The sequence below is a fragment of the Citrobacter sp. CK194 genome (assembly GCF_030333395.1).
In the GTDB taxonomy this organism is placed as follows: domain Bacteria; phylum Pseudomonadota; class Gammaproteobacteria; order Enterobacterales; family Enterobacteriaceae; genus Citrobacter_B; species Citrobacter_B koseri.
In genome coordinates this window covers 1-17,666 of sequence record NZ_JAOWGA010000013.1, presented here as the reverse complement: position 1 = coordinate 17,666, position 17,666 = coordinate 1, and the positions used below count along the sequence as shown (strand labels likewise).

The following is a 17,666-nucleotide window of genomic DNA, read 5'->3' as shown; positions in this document are numbered from 1 at the left end:
AGATTATAGAGACCTGACGCGCTAAAAACCAGTGTTTCGCGGAATCCAGCCCTCTTTTTACGTGCTTTATACTACCCGAAGACCAGGAAAGTGGTATTCTCAATCGCATCTCGCAAGCCCGACTTGTGGTGACAATCAATCTGCTAACCCTGTGGCCTGCAAGAAAGTTTTGCAGGACATCGTCAAGGAGACTTATCGTGTCTGAACTGTCTCAATTATCTCCACAACCGCTGTGGGATATTTTTGCAAAAATCTGTTCTATTCCTCATCCGTCCTACCATGAAGAGCAGCTCGCTGAACACATTATGGGCTGGGCCAAAGAGAAAGGTTTCCACGCTGAGCGCGATCGGGTCGGTAATATCCTGATTCGTAAACCTGCCACCGCAGGTATGGAAAACCGCAAACCAGTGGTTTTGCAGGCGCACCTGGATATGGTTCCGCAGAAAAACAACGACACCGTACACGACTTCACCAAAGATCCGATCCAGCCTTATATTGACGGCGAGTGGGTAAAAGCCCGCGGCACCACGCTGGGCGCGGATAACGGCATTGGTATGGCTTCCGCGCTGGCCGTTCTGGCTGACGACAACGTCGCGCACGGCCCGCTGGAAGTGTTGCTGACCATGACGGAAGAAGCCGGTATGGACGGCGCATTCGGCCTTCAGCCAGGCTGGCTACAGGCCGATATTCTGATCAATACCGACTCCGAAGAAGAAGGTGAGATCTACATGGGCTGTGCAGGCGGTATCGATTTTACCTCTAACCTGCCGCTGTCCCGTGAAGCCATTCCGGCGGGCTTCCAGAGCTTTAAACTGACGCTGAAAGGCCTGAAAGGCGGCCACTCCGGCGGCGAAATCCACGTCGGTCTCGGCAATGCCAACAAGCTGCTGGTGCGCTTCCTGGCGGATCATGCTGAAGAACTGGGTCTGCGTCTGGTTGATTTCAACGGCGGTACGCTGCGTAACGCTATCCCGCGTGAAGCCTTCGCCACCGTTGCTGTAGCGGCAGATAACGTCGATGCGCTGAAAACGCGGGTGAACGCTTATCAGGAGATCCTGAAAAACGAGCTGGCAGAGAAAGAGAAGAATCTGGTGGTTCTGCTGGAAGCAGCCGCTAACGACAAAGCGGCGCTGACTGCCTCGTCCCGCGATGGCTTTATCCGTCTGCTGAACGCCACGCCAAACGGCGTGATTCGCAATTCCGACGTAGCGAAAGGCGTGGTTGAGACGTCCCTGAACGTGGGCGTTGTGACCATGACCGACAACAACGTGGAAATCCACTGCCTGATCCGCTCGCTGATCGACAGCGGTAAAGACTACGTGGTGAGCATGCTGGATTCACTGGGTAAACTGGCTGGCGCGAAAACCGAAGCAAAAGGCGGCTATCCGGGCTGGCAGCCAGATGCGAACTCGCCGGTAATGCACCTGGTGCGTGAAACTTACCAGCGTCTGTTCAATAAGACGCCGAACATCCAGATTATTCACGCGGGTCTGGAATGCGGTCTGTTCAAAAAACCGTACCCGGATATGGACATGGTCTCTATCGGGCCAACCATTACCGGCCCGCACTCTCCAGATGAGCAGGTTCATATCGAAAGCGTCGGTCACTACTGGCGGCTTCTGACTGAACTGCTGAAGTCTATTCCGGCGAAGTAAAATTCTGCGCTAAATGCCGGATGGCGCTACGCTTATCCGGCCTACAACTAATCCGGCCTACACGCTGATTTGTAGGCCGGATAAGGCGTTTACGCCGCCATCCGGCAATACATCAAAGTCACAGCCCCAGCAGAAGCTGTCTTTCCAGTTGCGGGTCCAGTAGCGTAACGTGTAACCCTACCAGCCGCACGCCCCGCCCTCCCCGCCGCTCATTCCAGGTTTTACGCGCCGTCGTGATTAAATCGTCCTTGCTTAAACGCGGCCAGACGTGCTCCTGAGTGGTCAGCTGGAAATCGTTAAATTTTAATTTAACCCCCTGACGGGCGATGAGCAGGTCAGGCTTCACTTTTGCCAGCCGCCTTTCCAGCTCTGGATATAACCGCTCAATGATCGCCTCACATTCCGCCCATTCGTGAATATCCTCCGCCAGCGTGCGTTCAACGCCTATCGATTTACGCAGTCTTTCATTGTTCACATCCCGCTCATCAATCCCCTGGCTACGCTCCCATAACACGCGGCCAAACTTACCAAAGCGCTTGAGTAACATCGCCAGATCGTACTTTTGCACGTCTTCACAGGTACGCAGCCCCATCGTTTCCAGCCTGGCCGCAGACACTTTACCCACCCCCGGAATTTTCCCCAGCGGTAAGGTTTTGAGAAACTCAGGAACATCGGCGGGGGTAATCACATATTGCCCATTCGGTTTATTAAGATCAGACGCAATTTTTGCCAGAAACTTAACCGGAGCAATACCTGCTGATGCGGTGAGCTGGAGTTCGTTAAAAATCGTCTGACGGATTTCCTGAGCGATAAGCGTGGCGGAGCCGTGGCAATAAGTGCTGTCGGTGACGTCCAGATAGGCTTCATCCAGCGAAAGCGGCTCTATACGCGAGGTATAACGAGAGAAGATTTCACGGATATGCTGCGACGCTTCTTTATACGCCTCAAACCGCCCCGGCAATAGCGTGAGGTGCGGGCAAAGCTTAAGCGCCATACCGGTCGGCATCGCGCTGCGCACGCCAAATTTGCGGGCGGGATAATTTGCCGTACTGATAACGCCCCTGCGCTCGCGGCTGCCGCCGATAGCAATGGGAATATCACGCAGGGCCGGGTTATCGCGCATTTCAACCGCCGCGTAAAAACAGTCCATATCAACATGTATGATTTTGCGCATGGCTCACCTCCGTAATACTGTTTAAGTATACAGTACATTTTGTATTGTGAGAAGCGAGTGGAAATTAAGCCGCGGCAGAATGCGCCGGGTTCTGACTGCCTTGACGGCTAAATTTCAGTATAAAGAGAAACTAAATTGTAAACGCATCGCCTGGGGCTTGCGAAAAACTGCCGTGGTGATAATGTGAGCGCACCAAATACGGATTAGTCTGATTTGGGGACTCTGTTTGCCGTTCTGGCGTGTGTAACCGTTTTATCAAGGAATAAGCAGTATGCGTAAAATCGCATTTTTTCTTGCGATGCTTCTGATCCCGTGCGTCTCATTTGCCGGTTTGCTAAGCAGTAGCAGCCCAACCACGCCAGTCAGTAAAGAATATAAGCAGCAGTTGATGGGGTCGCCTGTCTATATTCAGATCTTTAAAGAAGAGCGTACGCTCGATCTGTACGTCAAGATGGGTGAGCAATATCAATTGCTCGACAGCTACAAAATTTGCAACTATTCCGGTGGCTTAGGCCCCAAACAGCGCCAGGGTGACTTTAAAAGCCCGGAAGGTTTTTACAGCGTCCAGCGTAATCAGCTCAAACCGGACAGCCGTTTCTATAAGGCCATTAATATCGGTTTTCCGAACGCCTATGACCGCGCACACGGTTATGAAGGTAAGTATCTGATGATCCACGGCGCCTGCGTCTCTGTCGGTTGCTATGCCATGACCGACAGCGGCATTGATGAGATTTTCCAGTTTGTAACCGGCGCCCTGGTATTCGGGCAATCCAGCGTACAGGTGAGCATCTATCCCTTCCGCATGACCGATGCAAATATGCAGCGCCATAAGTATTCGTATTACAAAGATTTCTGGACGCAGCTAAAACCGGGCTACGACTACTTTGAGCAAACCCGTAAGCCACCAACGGTTTCCGTTGTTGATGGCCGTTACGTGGTCAGCAAACCGTTGAGCCATGAAGTGGTTCAGCCACAGCTGGCGTCAAACTATACGCTCCCCGAGACAAAATAATCGCCATTCGCCTGGCATAATCTTTTGCCAGGTTTCATTTCCCGTCAGCGGCTGCGTTGCAATCACGGTAACCACATCATTCGGTGTGGTTTGTGAACTGAAGTCGATTTCCACATCCTGGTCCAACAGCGTGGCGACGCCAAACGGCGCGCGGCGGGTGATCCAGAATAAATTGGTCGAGCAATAGGCCATGACATAGCGCCCGTCTGACAGCAGCATGTTGAAGACACCTTTCTTACGGAGTTCTTCTGCCAGCGTCGCAATATATTTAAATACCGCCATCATATTGCCCGGCGTGCGCGGATAACGCTGCGTCAGCTTATGCAGCAGCCAGCAGAACGCTTTTTCGCTGTCCGTCTCACCAACCGGGCGAAAATTACCGGTTTCAAGCGATTTGTAGCCGTTGAGCTGCCCGTTATGCGCATACGTCCAGTTACGCCCCCAAAGCTCACGGGTAAACGGATGCGTATTTTCCAGCGCCACTTCCCCACGATTCGCCTGGCGAATATGGGCGACGACGGAACAGGATTTAATGGGATAGTCTTGCACCAGTCTGGCGATGGGCGAATTAAAACTGGGTTGCGGATCTTTAAATGTGCGACACCCTTTACCTTCATAAAACGTAATGCCCCAGCCGTCTTTGTGCGGCCCGGTTCCTCCACCACGCTGAACCAGCCCGGTGAAACTAAAGCAAATATCGGTTGGCACATTGGCGCTCATCCCGAGCAGTTCGCACATACATCACCTACCTTAAAACGCTGAACCGCCTGATGGCGCTGCGCTTATCAGGCCTGGACAAATCAAATGTAGGCCGGATAAGACGCTTTAACGTCATCATCCGGCAAAAACACAGTAAAGAATTATCCGCTTACTTAACCATCTCTTTTTCGATCAATTGGATCAGGATATGAATCACTTTGATATGGATTTCCTGAATACGATCAGCATAACCGAAATGCGGCACGCGAATTTCAATATCCGCCGTCCCTGCCATTTTACCGCCATCTTTCCCGGTCAGGGTGATGACTTTCATTCCCTTCTCGCGTGCTGCGGCAATCGCTTTAATCACGTTACCAGAGTTGCCCGAAGTTGAGATCCCTAACAGCACATCCCCTTCACGGCCAACCGCTTCAACGTAGCGAGAGAAAACATAGTCGTAACCAAAATCATTACTGACACAGGAGATATGGCTGACGTCAGAAATAGCAATCGCCGGGTAGCCTGGACGGTTTTCACGGTAGCGACCGGTCAGCTCTTCGGCAAAATGCATCGCGTCGCAATGAGAGCCGCCGTTACCGCAGGAAAGTACCTTGCCACCCGCTTTAAAACTGTCTGCCAGCAGGACCGCCGCGCGCTGAATAGCGTGAATATTGGCTTCATCTTTTAAAAAATTGGCCAGCGTTTCCGCCGCTTCGTTCAGTTCGTTACGAATAAGATCCTGGTACATGAGGATATCCTTCAGCATGAATGTAATTGACAGATGCAGTGTACCGGATAGCGCAGAAAGCGAGAAGCACAAGCCACAGGAATGCCGCTGGCTTTTGATTTTTTGTGCCGGTGAAAACGGCAACAATGTGAGCTTCGTTGTAATTATTTTGTAAACACATTGCTAAAAGAAATGACATCCACTACAACCATATCATCACAAGTGGTCAGACCTCCTACAAGCAAGGGAGCTTTTCGTTATGATGATTTTGAGTATTCTCGCAACGGTTGTTCTGCTCGGCGCGCTGTTTTATCACCGCGTGAGCTTATTCCTCAGCAGCCTGATTTTACTCGCATGGACAGCCGCGCTGGGCGTTGCTGGCCTGTGGTCTATCTGGGTGCTGGTTCCTCTGGCCATTATCCTCGTACCGTTTAACGTTACGCCAATGCGTAAGTCGATGATCTCTGCGCCAGCGTTTCGTAGCTTCCGTAAAGTGATGCCGCCGATGTCGCGCACGGAGAAAGAGGCCATTGATGCCGGTACAACATGGTGGGAAGGCGATCTCTTCCAGGGCAAACCTGACTGGAAAAAATTGCACAACTATCCACAACCGCATCTGACCGCTGAAGAACAGGCGTTCCTGGATGGCCCGGTAGAAGAAGCCTGCCGTATGGCGAATGATTTCCAGATCACGCACGAATTAGCCGATCTGCCGCCGGAGCTGTGGGACTACCTGAAAGAGCATCGCTTCTTCGCGATGATCATCAAGAAAGAGTATGGCGGCCTGGAGTTCTCGGCGTATGCGCAGTCTCGCGTGCTGCAAAAACTCTCCGGCGTTTCCGGGATTCTGGCGATTACCGTGGGCGTGCCTAACTCATTAGGCCCAGGCGAACTGCTGCAACACTACGGTACTGAAGAGCAGAAAAACCATTACCTGCCGCGTCTGGCGCGTGGTCAGGAGATCCCTTGCTTCGCGCTGACCAGCCCGGAAGCGGGCTCCGATGCAGGCGCAATTCCTGATACCGGCGTCGTCTGCATGGGCGAATGGCAAGGCCAGCAGGTACTGGGTATGCGCCTGACCTGGAACAAACGTTACATTACACTGGCCCCTATCGCGACCGTGCTGGGTCTGGCCTTTAAACTCTCTGACCCGGAAAAACTGCTGGGTGGCGAAGAAGAGCTGGGTATCACCTGTGCGCTGATCCCGACCTCAACGCCTGGCGTAGAAATTGGTCGCCGTCACTTCCCGCTGAACGTACCGTTCCAGAACGGACCTACGCACGGCAAAGATATTTTTGTGCCAATCGACTACATCATTGGCGGGCCGAAGATGGCAGGCCAGGGCTGGCGTATGCTGGTGGAATGCCTGTCGGTAGGCCGTGGTATCACGCTGCCGTCCAACTCGACCGGCGGGGTTAAATCTGTCGCGCTGGCAACCGGGGCATATGCCCATATTCGTCGCCAGTTCAAAATCTCTATCGGCAAGATGGAAGGTATTGAAGAGGCGCTGGCGCGCATTGCCGGTAACGCCTACGTAATGGACGCCGCAGCGTCGCTGATTACCTACGGCATTATGCTGGGTGAAAAACCGGCGGTGCTGTCAGCTATCGTCAAGTACCACTGTACCCATCGCGGCCAGCAGTCCATCATCGACGCAATGGACATTACCGGTGGTAAAGGCATTATGCTCGGCGAAAGCAACTTCCTGGCGCGTTCTTACCAGGGGGCGCCTATCGCCATCACCGTTGAAGGTGCGAATATCCTGACCCGCAGCATGATGATCTTCGGTCAGGGGGCGATTCGCTGCCATCCGTATGTTCTGGAAGAGATGGCCGCCGCGCAAAGCAACGATGTGAATGCGTTCGACAATCTGCTGTTTAAACATATCGGCCATGTCGGTAGTAACAAAGTACGCAGCTTCTGGCTCGGTCTGACCCGCGGCCTGACCAGCTACACCCCGACCAGCGACGCAACGAAACGTTATTACCAGCACCTTAACCGACTGAGCGCCAACCTGGCCCTGCTGTCTGATGTCTCAATGGCGGTGTTGGGCGGTAGCCTGAAACGTCGTGAACGTATCTCCGCACGCCTGGGCGATATTTTAAGCCAGCTGTATCTGGCCTCCGCCGTGCTGAAACGCTATGACGATGAAGGCCGTAACGAAGCCGATTTGCCGCTGGTGCACTGGGGCGTACAGGATGCGTTGTATCAGGCGGAGCAAGCGATGGATGAACTGCTGCAAAACTTCCCGAACCGTTTTGTTGCGGGTCTGCTGAACGTGGTGATCTTCCCAACCGGTCGTCACTACCTTGCCCCTTCCGACAAGCTGGATCATAAGGTCGCGCAGATTCTACAAGTACCGAGCGCAACCCGTTCACGTATCGGTCGTGGTCAATACCTGACGCCGAGCGAGCATAACCCGGTCGGCTTGCTGGAAGAAGCGCTGCTGGACGTAATAGCGGCAGATCCTATCCACCAGCGGATCTGCAAAGAGCTGGGTAAAAATCTGCCGTTTACCCGTCTGGATGAACTGGCGCATAACGCGCTGGCAAAAGGGCTGATTGATAACGATGAAGCCGCTATTCTGGTGAAAGCGGAAGAAAGCCGTCTGCGCAGCATTAACGTTGATGATTTTGATGCCGACGCGCTGGCGACTCAGCCGGTAAAGTTGCCAGAGAAGCAAGTGCGTAAAGTAGAAGCCGCTTAATCCTCACCTCCCCTGAAAGCCCCGCTTCTGCGGGGCTTTTTATTGCCACATTTTCGTTGATGCTCATGCTACAGTGTAAAAATGCTGTTCAACAAGGAGCCCCGATCGTGCCTGGTTTGAAAATTACCCTGTTGCAACAACCGCTGGTCTGGATGGACGGTCCGGCCAATTTACGTCATTTTGACAGACTGCTGGAAACCATCACCGGACGTGACGTCATTGTTTTACCTGAAATGTTTACCACCGGTTTTGCGATGGAAGCCGCACTTCAGTCACTCCCGCAAGAAGATGCGATCGACTGGATGCTGGCCAAAGCACAACAGACTGATGCCCTGATTGCGGGCAGCGCTGCGTTGCAAACCGAACGTGGCCCGGTAAACCGTTTTTTACTGGTTGAGCCTGACGGCAACGTTCATTGCTATGATAAACGCCATCTGTTCCGCATGGCGGATGAACATCATCATTACCAGGCGGGCGATAAACGTGTTGTCGTTGAATGGCGCGGCTGGCGTATTTTGCCGTTAGTGTGTTATGACCTACGTTTTCCGGTATGGTCCCGCAATCTTAATGATTATGACCTGGCGCTGTATGTAGCAAACTGGCCTGCTCCACGTTCGCTACACTGGCAGGCGCTGCTCACCGCACGCGCGATTGAAAACCAGGCCTATGTAGCAGGCTGCAACCGTGTTGGCACTGACGGCAACGGGCACCATTACCGTGGGGACAGCCGGGTGATTAACCCGCAAGGAGAGATTATCGCCACCGCCGAACCACATCAGGCGACACGTATTGATGCAGACCTGTCGCTCACGGCGTTACGGGAATACCGCGAGAAATTTCCGGCATGGCAGGACGCCGACCCGTTCACGTTACGCTGATGATTGTTCATCCTTCTCTGCAACGATTCTGGCATTTCTACAGAGAAGGATAATTTTTGTTGAAGGCTAAAACGACGAAAGCCTGAATCATTTCTGATTCAGGCTTTCTGAATAGTGGCGGAACGGACGGGACTCGAACCCGCGACCCCCTGCGTGACAGGCAGGTATTCTAACCAACTGAACTACCGCTCCACGTTGTGTTCCTCTTGGGAACGAAGCGCATATTACGGATTGCCTTGCACCTCGTCAACGGTTTTTCTCACGTTTTGAATCGTTTGCTGTAAAAATCACCCGGACGGCTATTTTTACGTCGTAAAACCCCGAATTACGCCCGCCAGAGGCAACTTCCGCCTTTCTTCTGCACCAGGTCGAGACGCGACTCATGCGCCATCAGCTCTTCATCAGTCGCTAAAACAACGCGTAACTTGCTGGCCTGGCGGACAATACGCTGGATTGTCGCTTCACCCTGCTGCTGCTGTGTTTCCCCTTCCATTGAGAAGGCCATCGACGTTTGCCCGCCGGTCATCGCCAGATAGACATCGGCCAGAATCTGGGCATCGAGCAATGCGCCGTGCAGCGTACGTTTGCTGTTATCTATCTCATAGCGTGAACAAAGCGCATCAAGGCTGTTACGCTTGCCGGGGAACATCCTCCTCGCCAGCGCCAGGCTATCGGTGATTTTGCAGAACTCGCTTGTTTTCGGAATACCACGACTGAGTTTGGCGAACTCATAATCCATAAAGCCGATATCAAACGATGCGTTATGGATCACCAGTTCCGCGCCACGGATATACTCCAGGAAGTCGTCAACCACATCGGCAAAAACGGGTTTATCGAGCAGAAATTCATCTGCAATACCGTGTACGCCGAACGCTTCCGGGTCCACCAGTCGGTCCGGTTTTAGATAGACGTGGAAGTTATTGCCGGTAAGGCGGCGGTTCACGACCTCGACTGCACCGATCTCAATGATCTTATGGCCTTCGTAGTGGGCGCCGATCTGGTTCATACCGGTGGTTTCGGTATCGAGGACGATCTGTCGTGTAATTGCAGTGCTCATAGCGGTCATTTATGTCAGACTTGTCGTTTTACGATCGATTTCAATTACAGGAAGTCTACCAGAGATGCTTAAACAGGTAGAAATTTTCACCGATGGTTCTTGCCTGGGAAATCCAGGTCCAGGTGGTTATGGCGCTATTTTACGCTATCGCGGCCATGAAAAAACCTTTAGCGAAGGATATAGCCTCACAACTAACAATCGCATGGAGCTTATGGCGGCCCTCGTCGCGCTGGAAGCGTTAAAAGAACATTGTGAAGTCACATTAAGCACGGACAGCCAGTATGTCCGTCAGGGAATTACGCAATGGATCCACAACTGGAAAAAGCGCGGCTGGAAAACAGCAGAGAAAAAGCCGGTAAAGAATGTCGATCTCTGGAAGCGCCTTGATACCGCGCTGGGCCAACATCAAATCAAATGGGAATGGGTAAAAGGCCATGCCGGCCATCCTGAAAACGAACGTTGCGATGAGCTGGCGCGTGCGGCAGCGATGAACCCTACGCAGGAAGACGTTGGCTATCAGGCAGAGGCTTAAGCGTCTGGCTTACGGTATTGCCGGGTCGCGCCCACGGCCTGGCGAATCCGCGCTTTGCTTTTATTTTGTTTCATCGGGTTAAGCGTAAGCGGGATGGTTCGCTTACGCGCCACAATCAGTTGCAGGCAGCCCAGCGCCGGAATATGCGTGCTCAGCAGCTTTCCCCCTTGCTTTGACCAGGGTAAAACATGAAAACGGCTGTAGTGCAGCACTTCAAAATTCAATAACGAGAGCCAGTCCAGTTGGCGCATCAGCGTAAACATCCGGCTGTTATAAGGTGAAGATTTACGCAAGACGGGCACCAGCTTACGTAGGCCCATCAGGCTAATCGGGTTAAAACCACTCAAAACCAGCCAGCCATCATCAATTAACACCCGGTCGGCTTCACGCAGTAACCGATGTGGGTCGACGCACCACGGTAGCGTATGCGCCAACAGACAAACATCAACAGACTTATCGGCAAAGGGAAGATGTAAGGGATCGGCCTGAACCTGGACGGGCGCGCCTTGCAGGGAAATATTGACTTGATGAGAAACGGCGCACGCTTCAGAGTTGATTTCTGCGCTTAAATTACCAATTTTAAGCAAATGAAAACCATACATTTTGGCGAACCACGGGTTAAGCTGATGCTCCAGCGCCTCACGATAGTATTCACCCCAGGGCAAATCGCCCCAGCGATGGGGAGCTATGACTGTTTGAGGGATCCTTGCCGGTTTCATCACAACCTTCCGCTACGCACTAAGAGGTAATTTATGAATCTTAACAGTATTCCCGCATTTCAGGACAATTACATCTGGGTTCTGAGTAATAATGAAGGACGTTGTCTGATCGTTGATCCTGGCGAAGCGGCTCCCGTGCTAAACGCCATCAAAGAGAAGAACTGGCAGCCGGAAGCGATTTTCCTCACTCACCATCACCACGACCATGTTGGCGGCGTGAAAGAACTTCTTCAACATTTTCCGCACGTAGTGGTTTACGGACCGGCAGAAACACAAGATAAGGGAACCACGCGCGTAGTCAAAGATGGCGATAGCGCCCTCGTTTTAGGGCATGAATTTAGTATATTTGCCACACCGGGTCACACTTTAGGACATATCTGTTACTTTAGCCACCCTTACCTTTTCTGCGGCGACACCCTTTTCTCTGGAGGTTGTGGACGCCTGTTTGAAGGTACAGCCTCACAGATGTATCAATCAATTAAAAAAATCAGCGCCCTTCCTGACGATACGCTGATTTGTTGCGCACATGAGTATACTTTAGCAAACATGAAGTTTGCATTGAGCATCCTACCGCACGATTCGTTCATAAATGAATATTATCGTAAAGTTAATGAGTTACGCGCAAAAAACCAAATTACACTCCCCGTAATTCTGAAAAATGAGCGGAAAAATAATATTTTTTTGAGAACGAAAGATCCTGATTTAATTAATGAAATAAACAAAGAAACAAAGTTGCAACAACCTGAAGAGCGTTTTGCCTGGTTAAGGTCAAAGAAAGACAGCTTCTGACAATTCCTACTTGTCATTGGCGAACTTCGCCGTTATGATCGGTCGTCTTTTAAGCAACTATTGACACACACATGAAGGCAAAAGCGATATTACTCGCCTCTGTCCTGCTTGTGGGGTGCCAGTCGTCTCAGAACACTGGCAACGTCCAACAGCACGCACAGAGCCTTTCTGCAGCTGGTCAAGGGGAAGCAGGAAAGTTTACGAGTCAGGCACGATGGATGGACGATGGGACGTCTCTCGCGCCGGATCAAGACTTGTGGGCTTTCATTGGCGACGAGCTAAAGATGGGAATTCCGGAGAACAACCGGATACGCGAACAGAAACAGAAGTATTTACGCAATAAGAGCTATCTCCACGATGTAACTTTACGGGCAGAGCCGTATATGTACTGGATAGCCGGGCAGGTTAAGAAACGTAACATGCCGATGGAACTGGTACTACTACCCATAGTGGAGAGCGCTTTTGACCCACACGCAACGTCTGGCGCCAATGCCGCAGGCATCTGGCAGATCATTCCGAGCACAGGGCGCAATTATGGTTTGAAACAGACCCGCAATTATGATGCGCGTCGTGACGTTGTGGCTTCCACAACGGCCGCGTTAGACATGATGCAGCGTCTGAATAAGATGTTTGATGGCGACTGGCTGTTGACCGTTGCAGCTTATAATAGCGGCGAAGGTCGCGTGATGAAGGCAATCAAAGCGAATAAGGCGCGTGGCAAAGCCACCGACTTCTGGTCGCTTTCGTTACCTCAGGAAACGAAGCTGTACGTGCCAAAAATGCTGGCATTGAGTGATATTCTCAAAAACAGCAAACGCTATGGCGTGCGTCTGCCAACCACAGACGAAAGTCGTGCGCTGGCGCGCGTTCGTTTGAGCAGCCCGGTTGAGATGGCACAAGTTGCAGATATGGCGGGCATGTCCGTCACCAAGCTGAAGGCGTTTAATGCTGGCGTGAAAGGCTCTACGCTAGGCGTTAGCGGCCCACAGTACGTGATGGTGCCAAAGAAGCATGCAGAACAACTGCGTGAGTCTCTGGCTTCAGGCGAAATTGCTGCCGTACAGTCTACGCTGGTCGCAGACAATACGCCGCTGAACAGCCGTAGCTACAAAGTTCGCTCTGGCGATACGCTTTCCGGCATCGCGGCACGCCTTGGCGTGAGCACGAAAGATTTGCAGCAGTGGAATAGTCTGCGCGGATCTAACCTGAAAGTGGGCCAAAGTCTGACGATTGGCGCAGGCAGTAGCGCACAGCGTCTGGCCAACAACAGCGATAGCATTACCTATCGTGTGCGGAAAGGTGATTCGCTTTCGAGTATCGCCAAACGTCACGGGGTGAACATCAAAGATGTGATGCGCTGGAACAGCGATACAGCAAATCTGCAACCAGGCGATCAGCTAACGTTGTTTGTGAAGAACAGCAGCACACCTGACTCCTGATAGCATGACTCAGAAAAGGCACTGGTTTCCCCCCAGTGCCTTTTTTATTTATGCCGCTTTATGCGCCTCAACCATAATCGTATCGCTGGTAAACGAACCGTCCTCCTGCAAAGCGAAATACGCTTTTACCTCCGCGGATGCGCTCTTCTGATACAAACGAATAGCCTCAACCAGCGCCGCAGGCGTACGCATTCTCGCTACCCATGAACTGAACTCCAGCGGTAAGCGGTCCGTTAACAACGTATCGACAATCAGATTCGCATCATTCACCAGGGACAGCCACTCACCGCTGGAGTAGTTACGTACATGAGAAGTGTCGCGTAACGCTTCTACAGTCTGTAACCAGATATCGCGCACCGGATGCCCAGGCGACATCACATCCATCATAATCAACACGCCACCCGCTTTCAGAACCCGGTTGACTTCACGCAGTGCCAGCCCAACATCATGCCAGTGATGTGCAGAATAGCGGCTAATCACAACATCAAAAGCGTGATCCTCAAACGGCAGATTTTCAGCATACCCCTGTCGGGTCGCGATATTTTCTAAACCTTTCTCTTTCGCCGCCTGTACGACGACCTCAAGCATCTGCGAAGACAAATCGTAAGCCACCACCTGCTTTACGTTCTGCGCAGCAATAAAACTGGCGTGCCCGGCGCCACATCCCATATCCAGTACGCTGGCATGCGGAAAAGAGGACAGCCGTTCCGCCAGTCGCTGTAAGTCACGACCAGAAGCATGAACGGTACTGGTTAAATAGGCATTTGCCTGAGAGCCAAACTGCTTTTCGACGTTGTCATGGTGGGAGTGTGTTGTCATCGTGTTGTCCTTTGGTTGTTTGCAAAATAAAGGGCAGCACCACTTCAGGTCTGCCCCACGGCAGACCTGACACACCTTATTGCTCAGGTTTGCCGGGACTGAATTCAACGAGTAGCGGGTTATGATCGGACGCGCGCGTGACCAGTACGGAAGCCTCGCTAACGTTTAAACCTCGATAAAACACAAAATCAAGAGGACGGCCAAACGCCCGTCGGCGCTGATCGTCAGTAAAACGCACCTGCCGCAGGGACATCTCGCGCGCAAAGCGATACAGCGCGTTCATTCGTGGTCGGCTCCAGGCATTAAAATCACCGGCCATAATCACCGGGCCGCTGTGATGTGCAATTTGATCGCCAATAGGAAGTAACTGCTTACTATACACATCCACCCCAAGACTGAAGTTAACGGCGTGAATGTTTACCACCATCAACAATCGCGTATCAGGCAAAGGGTAAACAGTCACCAGCGCTGACTTCGCCAGACGTAAGATAGGCTCACGTTCGCGCAGCGGGCAGCAGTAGACGGGATGAGCAGCAGAAAGCGTCATAACACCCGAAGGATGCTGAGGTAACACAAAAGCGGGAACCTGATCGGCTGCAAGATAGTTAGCGGTCGCAAACTGCACCAGTTCGGGCGTGGTTTGCGCTTCCTGTAATAAAACCAGGTGCGCATCTTTGCCAAAGTTTTTCAGCACCGATAACCATTCGGCCCGCTGCTGTTTAAAGATATTCCACACCAGAATCCGAATGCGGTCTTCACTGCTTAACGGCACTCCAGCGGGTAATGCCTGGCCAATACTCGCAAACGACCCAGGCGGTAAAATCCGCTCGGCGGGTTGTCCGGCAATATAGCGCATGGCATAAGTATTTTTTCGCACGTTTGACTTTAAAACCTCTGTAACGTCAACCAGCCCGGGCACGGACTGGTTATTCTGTTATAGGGATTTTAGCTCACACTTTCAACGAGCAGTTACATATTGTTTTGTAAGCAAGCGCTTACCTCCGTAAATTTAACCAGGAACAGCGCGAACTGGCCTATCCAACCGATCACAGGTTAACGCCGTCAGAACAGGCGCTCCGGCCACCACACCTCACGCGCAGATTGAAACCAACAGCCCAGGATGTTTTAATGAAAAAATAGCCAAAATATCAATGTAATTTTGCTTCAGGTGCAAAAATGAAAGCCACTTCAGAAGAACTCGTGATATTTGTTGCCGTAGTCGAAAGCGGTAGCTTTAGCCGCGCTGCGGAGCAACTTGGACAGGCGAATTCTGCGGTCAGCCGAGCGGTCAAAAAGCTGGAAATGAAACTGGGCGTGAGTCTGCTTAATCGCACAACACGCCAGTTGAGTCTGACGGAAGAAGGCGAACGTTATTTTCGTCGCGTGCAGTCGATACTACAAGACATGGCCGCCGCTGAAACGGAGGTGATGGAAACGCGAAGCACTCCACGCGGTCTGTTGCGTATCGACGCCGCCACGCCGGTGATACTGCACTTTCTGATGCCGCTGGTTAAGCCTTTTCGCGAGCGTTATCCAGAAATGACGCTATCACTGGTTTCCTCAGAAACATTCATCAATCTGATTGAACGAAAGGTCGATGTCGCCATACGTGCCGGGACACTGACCGATTCAAGCCTGCGCGCCCGCCCGCTCTTTACCAGTTATCGAAAGATTATCGCGTCGCCGGATTATATTGCCCGCTTTGGCAAACCCGAAACCATTGAAGAGTTAAAACAGCATCTATGTCTCGGATTCACTGAACCGGCTTCGCTCAATACATGGCCTGTAGCATGCAGCGACGGACAACTCCATGAAATCAGCAGCGGTCTGTCGTCAAATAGCGGTGAGACGCTCAAGCAGCTTTGTCTGAGTGGTAACGGGATCGCCTGCCTGTCTGACTATATGATTGATAAAGAAATCGCGCGGGGAGAGCTTGTGGAGCTGATGGCCGATAAGCGCCTACCGGTAGAGATGCCTTTCAGTGCCGTTTATTACAGCGATCGTGCGGTCAGTACCCGCATTCGGGCATTTATCGATTTTCTCAGCGATCATGTAAAAACAGCCCCCGAAGGAGCTGTAAAAGAGGGTTAAGGATACAGAGAGAGGGTTAGTCGATCAGTCCCACTCTGGCGCCAGACCTTCCGGGCTGACAAGGCGATCGTTGCAATCCAGTGCGGCAATCGCCTTTTTATCTTCGGCATCCAGATGCAGATCGAGCGCCAGCAGGTTGCTTGCCAGATTTTCACGTCTAGTAGAAGAAGGAATTACGGAGTAGCCTTCTCCCATTGCCCATGCAAGGATCACCTGCGCCGGAGTCGCATTGTGCTTAGCGGCAATACGGGAAATCACTTCATCTTTCAGTGCTTTACCATAAGCCAACGTCATGTAAGAGGTGATGTGAATTCCATGCTGTTTTGCCCAATCCACAACCTTGCGGTTTTGCAGATACGGAGACAGTTCAATCTGGTTAGTCGCAATGTTTTCTGCGCCGACAGCGGCAATGGCTTTTTCCATCAACGGGATAGTAAAGTTAGAAATACCGATTTCGCGCGTTAGTCCCTGCTCTTTTGCTTCCAGCAGCGCCTGCATGAACTCTTCGACAGATACCGCATCGTTTGGTGACGGCCAGTGGATCAATGCCAGATCCACATAATCAGTGCGCAGTTTTTCCAGACTTTCTTTCAGACTCAGGATCAGCTTCTCTTTGCTGAGATTTTCAGTCCAGATCTTGGTGGTGATGTACAGCTCGCCGCGCGGGATGCCACTTTCGGCAATCGCCTGACCAACAGCCGCTTCATTATCATAGATTTGTGCAGTATCAATTGCACGATAGCCCAGTTCCAGCGCTGTTTTGACCGATGCGATAACAACATCGTCTTTCAGGCGAAAAGTACCTAAACCAAATGCAGGGATTGTCATTGAATTCCTCATTAATTGTTGTGTCGTTAACTGAGGAGGATTATCACAGTTGTTTTTATGCGGAAAAAGATCGTAGAACGCAGAGGATTTTTGCGAAATAAGCAATAATGGAACAGCAGGCAAGAAAAAAGCCCTGAGCGTTAGCTCAGGGCTCTTAATAAGTGGCGGAACGGACGGGACTCGAACCCGCGACCCCCTGCGTGACAGGCAGGTATTCTAACCAACTGAACTACCGCTCCACCGAATTTCTCTACATCCACTGATTTCACACCAGCTTACTGCTTAATTTGATGCCTGGCAGTTCCCTACTCTCGCATGGGGAGACCCCACACTACCATCGGCGCTACGGCGTTTCACTTCTGAGTTCGGCATGGGGTCAGGTGGGACCACCGCGCTACGGCCGCCAGGCAAATTCTGTTCGTCTAATGCCTCTCGCATTAAACACTAATCTGTAATCAAAGCTGAAAATCGTCTCTCAGTCCGCCAAAACATCTTCGGCGTTGTAAGGTTAAGCCTCACGGTTCATTAGTACCGGTTAGC

At 51.9% G+C, this 17,666-nt stretch carries 16 protein-coding genes, 2 tRNA genes, 1 rRNA gene and 1 pseudogene; 9 read left to right on the top strand and 11 right to left on the bottom strand.

Features of this window, described 5'->3' with window-relative positions; all coding sequences use genetic code 11:
- Positions 1-197: 197 nt before the first annotated feature.
- Together pepD and OGX80_RS22385 are read left to right on the top strand one after the other, a co-directional pair.
- Positions 198-1,655, top strand: coding sequence for a cytosol nonspecific dipeptidase (gene pepD, locus OGX80_RS02860; RefSeq protein ID WP_049011679.1), 1,458 nt, complete (start codon positions 198-200; stop codon positions 1,653-1,655).
- A 13-nt stretch (positions 1,656-1,668) separates the two neighbouring features.
- Positions 1,669-1,818, top strand: a pseudogene (locus OGX80_RS22385) (hypothetical protein); the annotation flags it as partial.
- Here the strand turns inward: OGX80_RS22385 and dinB are convergent.
- Positions 1,774-2,829 (bottom strand): DNA polymerase IV, encoded by a 1,056-nt coding sequence (gene dinB / locus OGX80_RS02855; RefSeq protein ID WP_012133777.1) that lies wholly within the window; start codon positions 2,827-2,829, stop codon positions 1,774-1,776. The pseudogene OGX80_RS22385 and the gene dinB overlap by 45 nt on opposite strands.
- A gap of 271 nt (positions 2,830-3,100) precedes the next feature.
- Here dinB and dpaA point away from each other — a divergent pair, with 271 nt between their 5' ends.
- Positions 3,101-3,841 carry a peptidoglycan meso-diaminopimelic acid protein amidase gene (gene dpaA, locus OGX80_RS02850; RefSeq protein ID WP_012133778.1) on the top strand — a complete coding sequence of 247 codons (741 nt, stop codon included), beginning with the start codon at positions 3,101-3,103 and terminating at the stop codon, positions 3,839-3,841.
- On the opposite strand, the gene OGX80_RS02845 is transcribed toward dpaA, so the two are convergent.
- Both OGX80_RS02845 and lpcA read right to left on the bottom strand, forming a co-directional pair.
- A complete protein-coding gene (locus OGX80_RS02845) occupies positions 3,812-4,579 on the bottom strand; it encodes a class II glutamine amidotransferase (RefSeq protein ID WP_012133779.1) in 768 nt (255 codons plus the stop codon). The two genes, dpaA and OGX80_RS02845, sit on opposite strands and share 30 nt — an antisense overlap.
- Before the next feature lie 130 nt (positions 4,580-4,709).
- On the bottom strand, positions 4,710-5,288 hold the full coding sequence (gene lpcA, locus OGX80_RS02840) for a D-sedoheptulose 7-phosphate isomerase (protein ID WP_024130646.1): 579 nt from the start codon (positions 5,286-5,288) through the stop codon (positions 4,710-4,712).
- A 238-nt stretch (positions 5,289-5,526) separates the two neighbouring features.
- Here lpcA and fadE point away from each other — a divergent pair, with 238 nt between their 5' ends.
- Together fadE and OGX80_RS02830 are read left to right on the top strand one after the other, a co-directional pair.
- The gene (fadE, locus tag OGX80_RS02835) at positions 5,527-7,974 is read left to right on the top strand and encodes an acyl-CoA dehydrogenase FadE (protein WP_047458764.1); all 2,448 of its coding nucleotides are present in this window, start codon (positions 5,527-5,529) and stop codon (positions 7,972-7,974) included.
- A gap of 107 nt (positions 7,975-8,081) precedes the next feature.
- Positions 8,082-8,852, top strand: coding sequence for an amidohydrolase (locus tag OGX80_RS02830; RefSeq protein ID WP_024130647.1), 771 nt, complete (start codon positions 8,082-8,084; stop codon positions 8,850-8,852).
- 115 nt (positions 8,853-8,967) lie between these two features.
- Here OGX80_RS02830 and OGX80_RS02825 read toward each other — a convergent pair.
- Positions 8,968-9,044 (bottom strand) — tRNA-Asp (locus OGX80_RS02825).
- A gap of 133 nt (positions 9,045-9,177) precedes the next feature.
- Positions 9,178-9,909: a DNA polymerase III subunit epsilon gene (gene dnaQ, locus OGX80_RS02820; RefSeq protein WP_024130648.1), complete on the bottom strand. Its 732-nt coding sequence runs from the start codon at positions 9,907-9,909 to the stop codon at positions 9,178-9,180.
- Between the two features lie 64 nt (positions 9,910-9,973).
- Here dnaQ and rnhA point away from each other — a divergent pair, with 64 nt between their 5' ends.
- On the top strand, positions 9,974-10,441 hold the full coding sequence (gene rnhA, locus OGX80_RS02815) for a ribonuclease HI (RefSeq protein WP_233644142.1): 468 nt from the start codon (positions 9,974-9,976) through the stop codon (positions 10,439-10,441).
- On the opposite strand, the gene OGX80_RS02810 is transcribed toward rnhA, so the two are convergent.
- Positions 10,438-11,160, bottom strand: coding sequence for a class I SAM-dependent methyltransferase (locus OGX80_RS02810; protein ID WP_012133785.1), 723 nt, complete (start codon positions 11,158-11,160; stop codon positions 10,438-10,440). The two genes, rnhA and OGX80_RS02810, sit on opposite strands and share 4 nt — an antisense overlap.
- 33 nt (positions 11,161-11,193) lie before the next feature.
- Here OGX80_RS02810 and gloB point away from each other — a divergent pair, with 33 nt between their 5' ends.
- Both gloB and mltD read left to right on the top strand, forming a co-directional pair.
- Entirely contained in the window at positions 11,194-11,949 is a 756-nt protein-coding gene (gene gloB / locus OGX80_RS02805; protein ID WP_115181969.1) for a hydroxyacylglutathione hydrolase, read from the top strand.
- A 71-nt stretch (positions 11,950-12,020) separates the two neighbouring features.
- Positions 12,021-13,388, top strand: coding sequence for a murein transglycosylase D (gene mltD / locus OGX80_RS02800; protein ID WP_047458772.1), 1,368 nt, complete (start codon positions 12,021-12,023; stop codon positions 13,386-13,388).
- Positions 13,389-13,436: 48 nt separating this feature from the next.
- On the opposite strand, the gene OGX80_RS02795 is transcribed toward mltD, so the two are convergent.
- Positions 13,437-14,207: a class I SAM-dependent methyltransferase gene (locus tag OGX80_RS02795; RefSeq protein ID WP_071260099.1), complete on the bottom strand. Its 771-nt coding sequence runs from the start codon at positions 14,205-14,207 to the stop codon at positions 13,437-13,439.
- A gap of 76 nt (positions 14,208-14,283) precedes the next feature.
- On the bottom strand, positions 14,284-15,084 hold the full coding sequence (locus tag OGX80_RS02790; protein WP_024130650.1) for an endonuclease/exonuclease/phosphatase family protein: 801 nt from the start codon (positions 15,082-15,084) through the stop codon (positions 14,284-14,286).
- A gap of 299 nt (positions 15,085-15,383) precedes the next feature.
- On the opposite strand from OGX80_RS02790, the gene yafC reads away from it, so the two are divergent.
- Positions 15,384-16,298, top strand: a complete 915-nt coding sequence (gene yafC, locus OGX80_RS02785; protein WP_012133790.1) for a DNA-binding transcriptional regulator YafC — start codon at positions 15,384-15,386, stop codon at positions 16,296-16,298.
- A gap of 24 nt (positions 16,299-16,322) precedes the next feature.
- On the opposite strand, the gene dkgB is transcribed toward yafC, so the two are convergent.
- The 3 genes from dkgB to rrf all read right to left on the bottom strand — a co-directional run bounded on the left by dkgB (position 16,323) and on the right by rrf (position 17,534).
- Positions 16,323-17,126 carry a 2,5-didehydrogluconate reductase DkgB gene (dkgB, locus tag OGX80_RS02780; protein WP_110494657.1) on the bottom strand — a complete coding sequence of 268 codons (804 nt, stop codon included), beginning with the start codon at positions 17,124-17,126 and terminating at the stop codon, positions 16,323-16,325.
- A gap of 162 nt (positions 17,127-17,288) precedes the next feature.
- Positions 17,289-17,365: transfer RNA gene (locus OGX80_RS02775), tRNA-Asp, on the bottom strand.
- A 53-nt stretch (positions 17,366-17,418) separates the two neighbouring features.
- A 5S ribosomal RNA gene (gene rrf, locus OGX80_RS02770) occupies positions 17,419-17,534 on the bottom strand.
- Positions 17,535-17,666: the final 132 nt, after the last annotated feature.

Coding starts and splice junctions, on each gene's coding strand:
- gloB (WP_115181969.1), top strand. CDS start 11,194: ATGAATCTTAACAGTATTCCCGCATTTCAGGACAATTACATCTGGGTT.
- OGX80_RS02810 (WP_012133785.1), bottom strand. CDS start 11,160: ATGAAACCGGCAAGGATCCCTCAAACAGTCATAGCTCCCCATCGCTGG.
- fadE (WP_047458764.1), top strand. CDS start 5,527: ATGATGATTTTGAGTATTCTCGCAACGGTTGTTCTGCTCGGCGCGCTG.
- dnaQ (WP_024130648.1), bottom strand. CDS start 9,909: ATGAGCACTGCAATTACACGACAGATCGTCCTCGATACCGAAACCACC.
- rnhA (WP_233644142.1), top strand. CDS start 9,974: ATGCTTAAACAGGTAGAAATTTTCACCGATGGTTCTTGCCTGGGAAAT.
- dpaA (WP_012133778.1), top strand. CDS start 3,101: ATGCGTAAAATCGCATTTTTTCTTGCGATGCTTCTGATCCCGTGCGTC.
- yafC (WP_012133790.1), top strand. CDS start 15,384: ATGAAAGCCACTTCAGAAGAACTCGTGATATTTGTTGCCGTAGTCGAA.
- OGX80_RS02795 (WP_071260099.1), bottom strand. CDS start 14,207: ATGACAACACACTCCCACCATGACAACGTCGAAAAGCAGTTTGGCTCT.
- OGX80_RS02845 (WP_012133779.1), bottom strand. CDS start 4,579: ATGTGCGAACTGCTCGGGATGAGCGCCAATGTGCCAACCGATATTTGC.
- mltD (WP_047458772.1), top strand. CDS start 12,021: ATGAAGGCAAAAGCGATATTACTCGCCTCTGTCCTGCTTGTGGGGTGC.
- lpcA (WP_024130646.1), bottom strand. CDS start 5,288: ATGTACCAGGATCTTATTCGTAACGAACTGAACGAAGCGGCGGAAACG.
- dkgB (WP_110494657.1), bottom strand. CDS start 17,126: ATGACAATCCCTGCATTTGGTTTAGGTACTTTTCGCCTGAAAGACGAT.
- dinB (WP_012133777.1), bottom strand. CDS start 2,829: ATGCGCAAAATCATACATGTTGATATGGACTGTTTTTACGCGGCGGTT.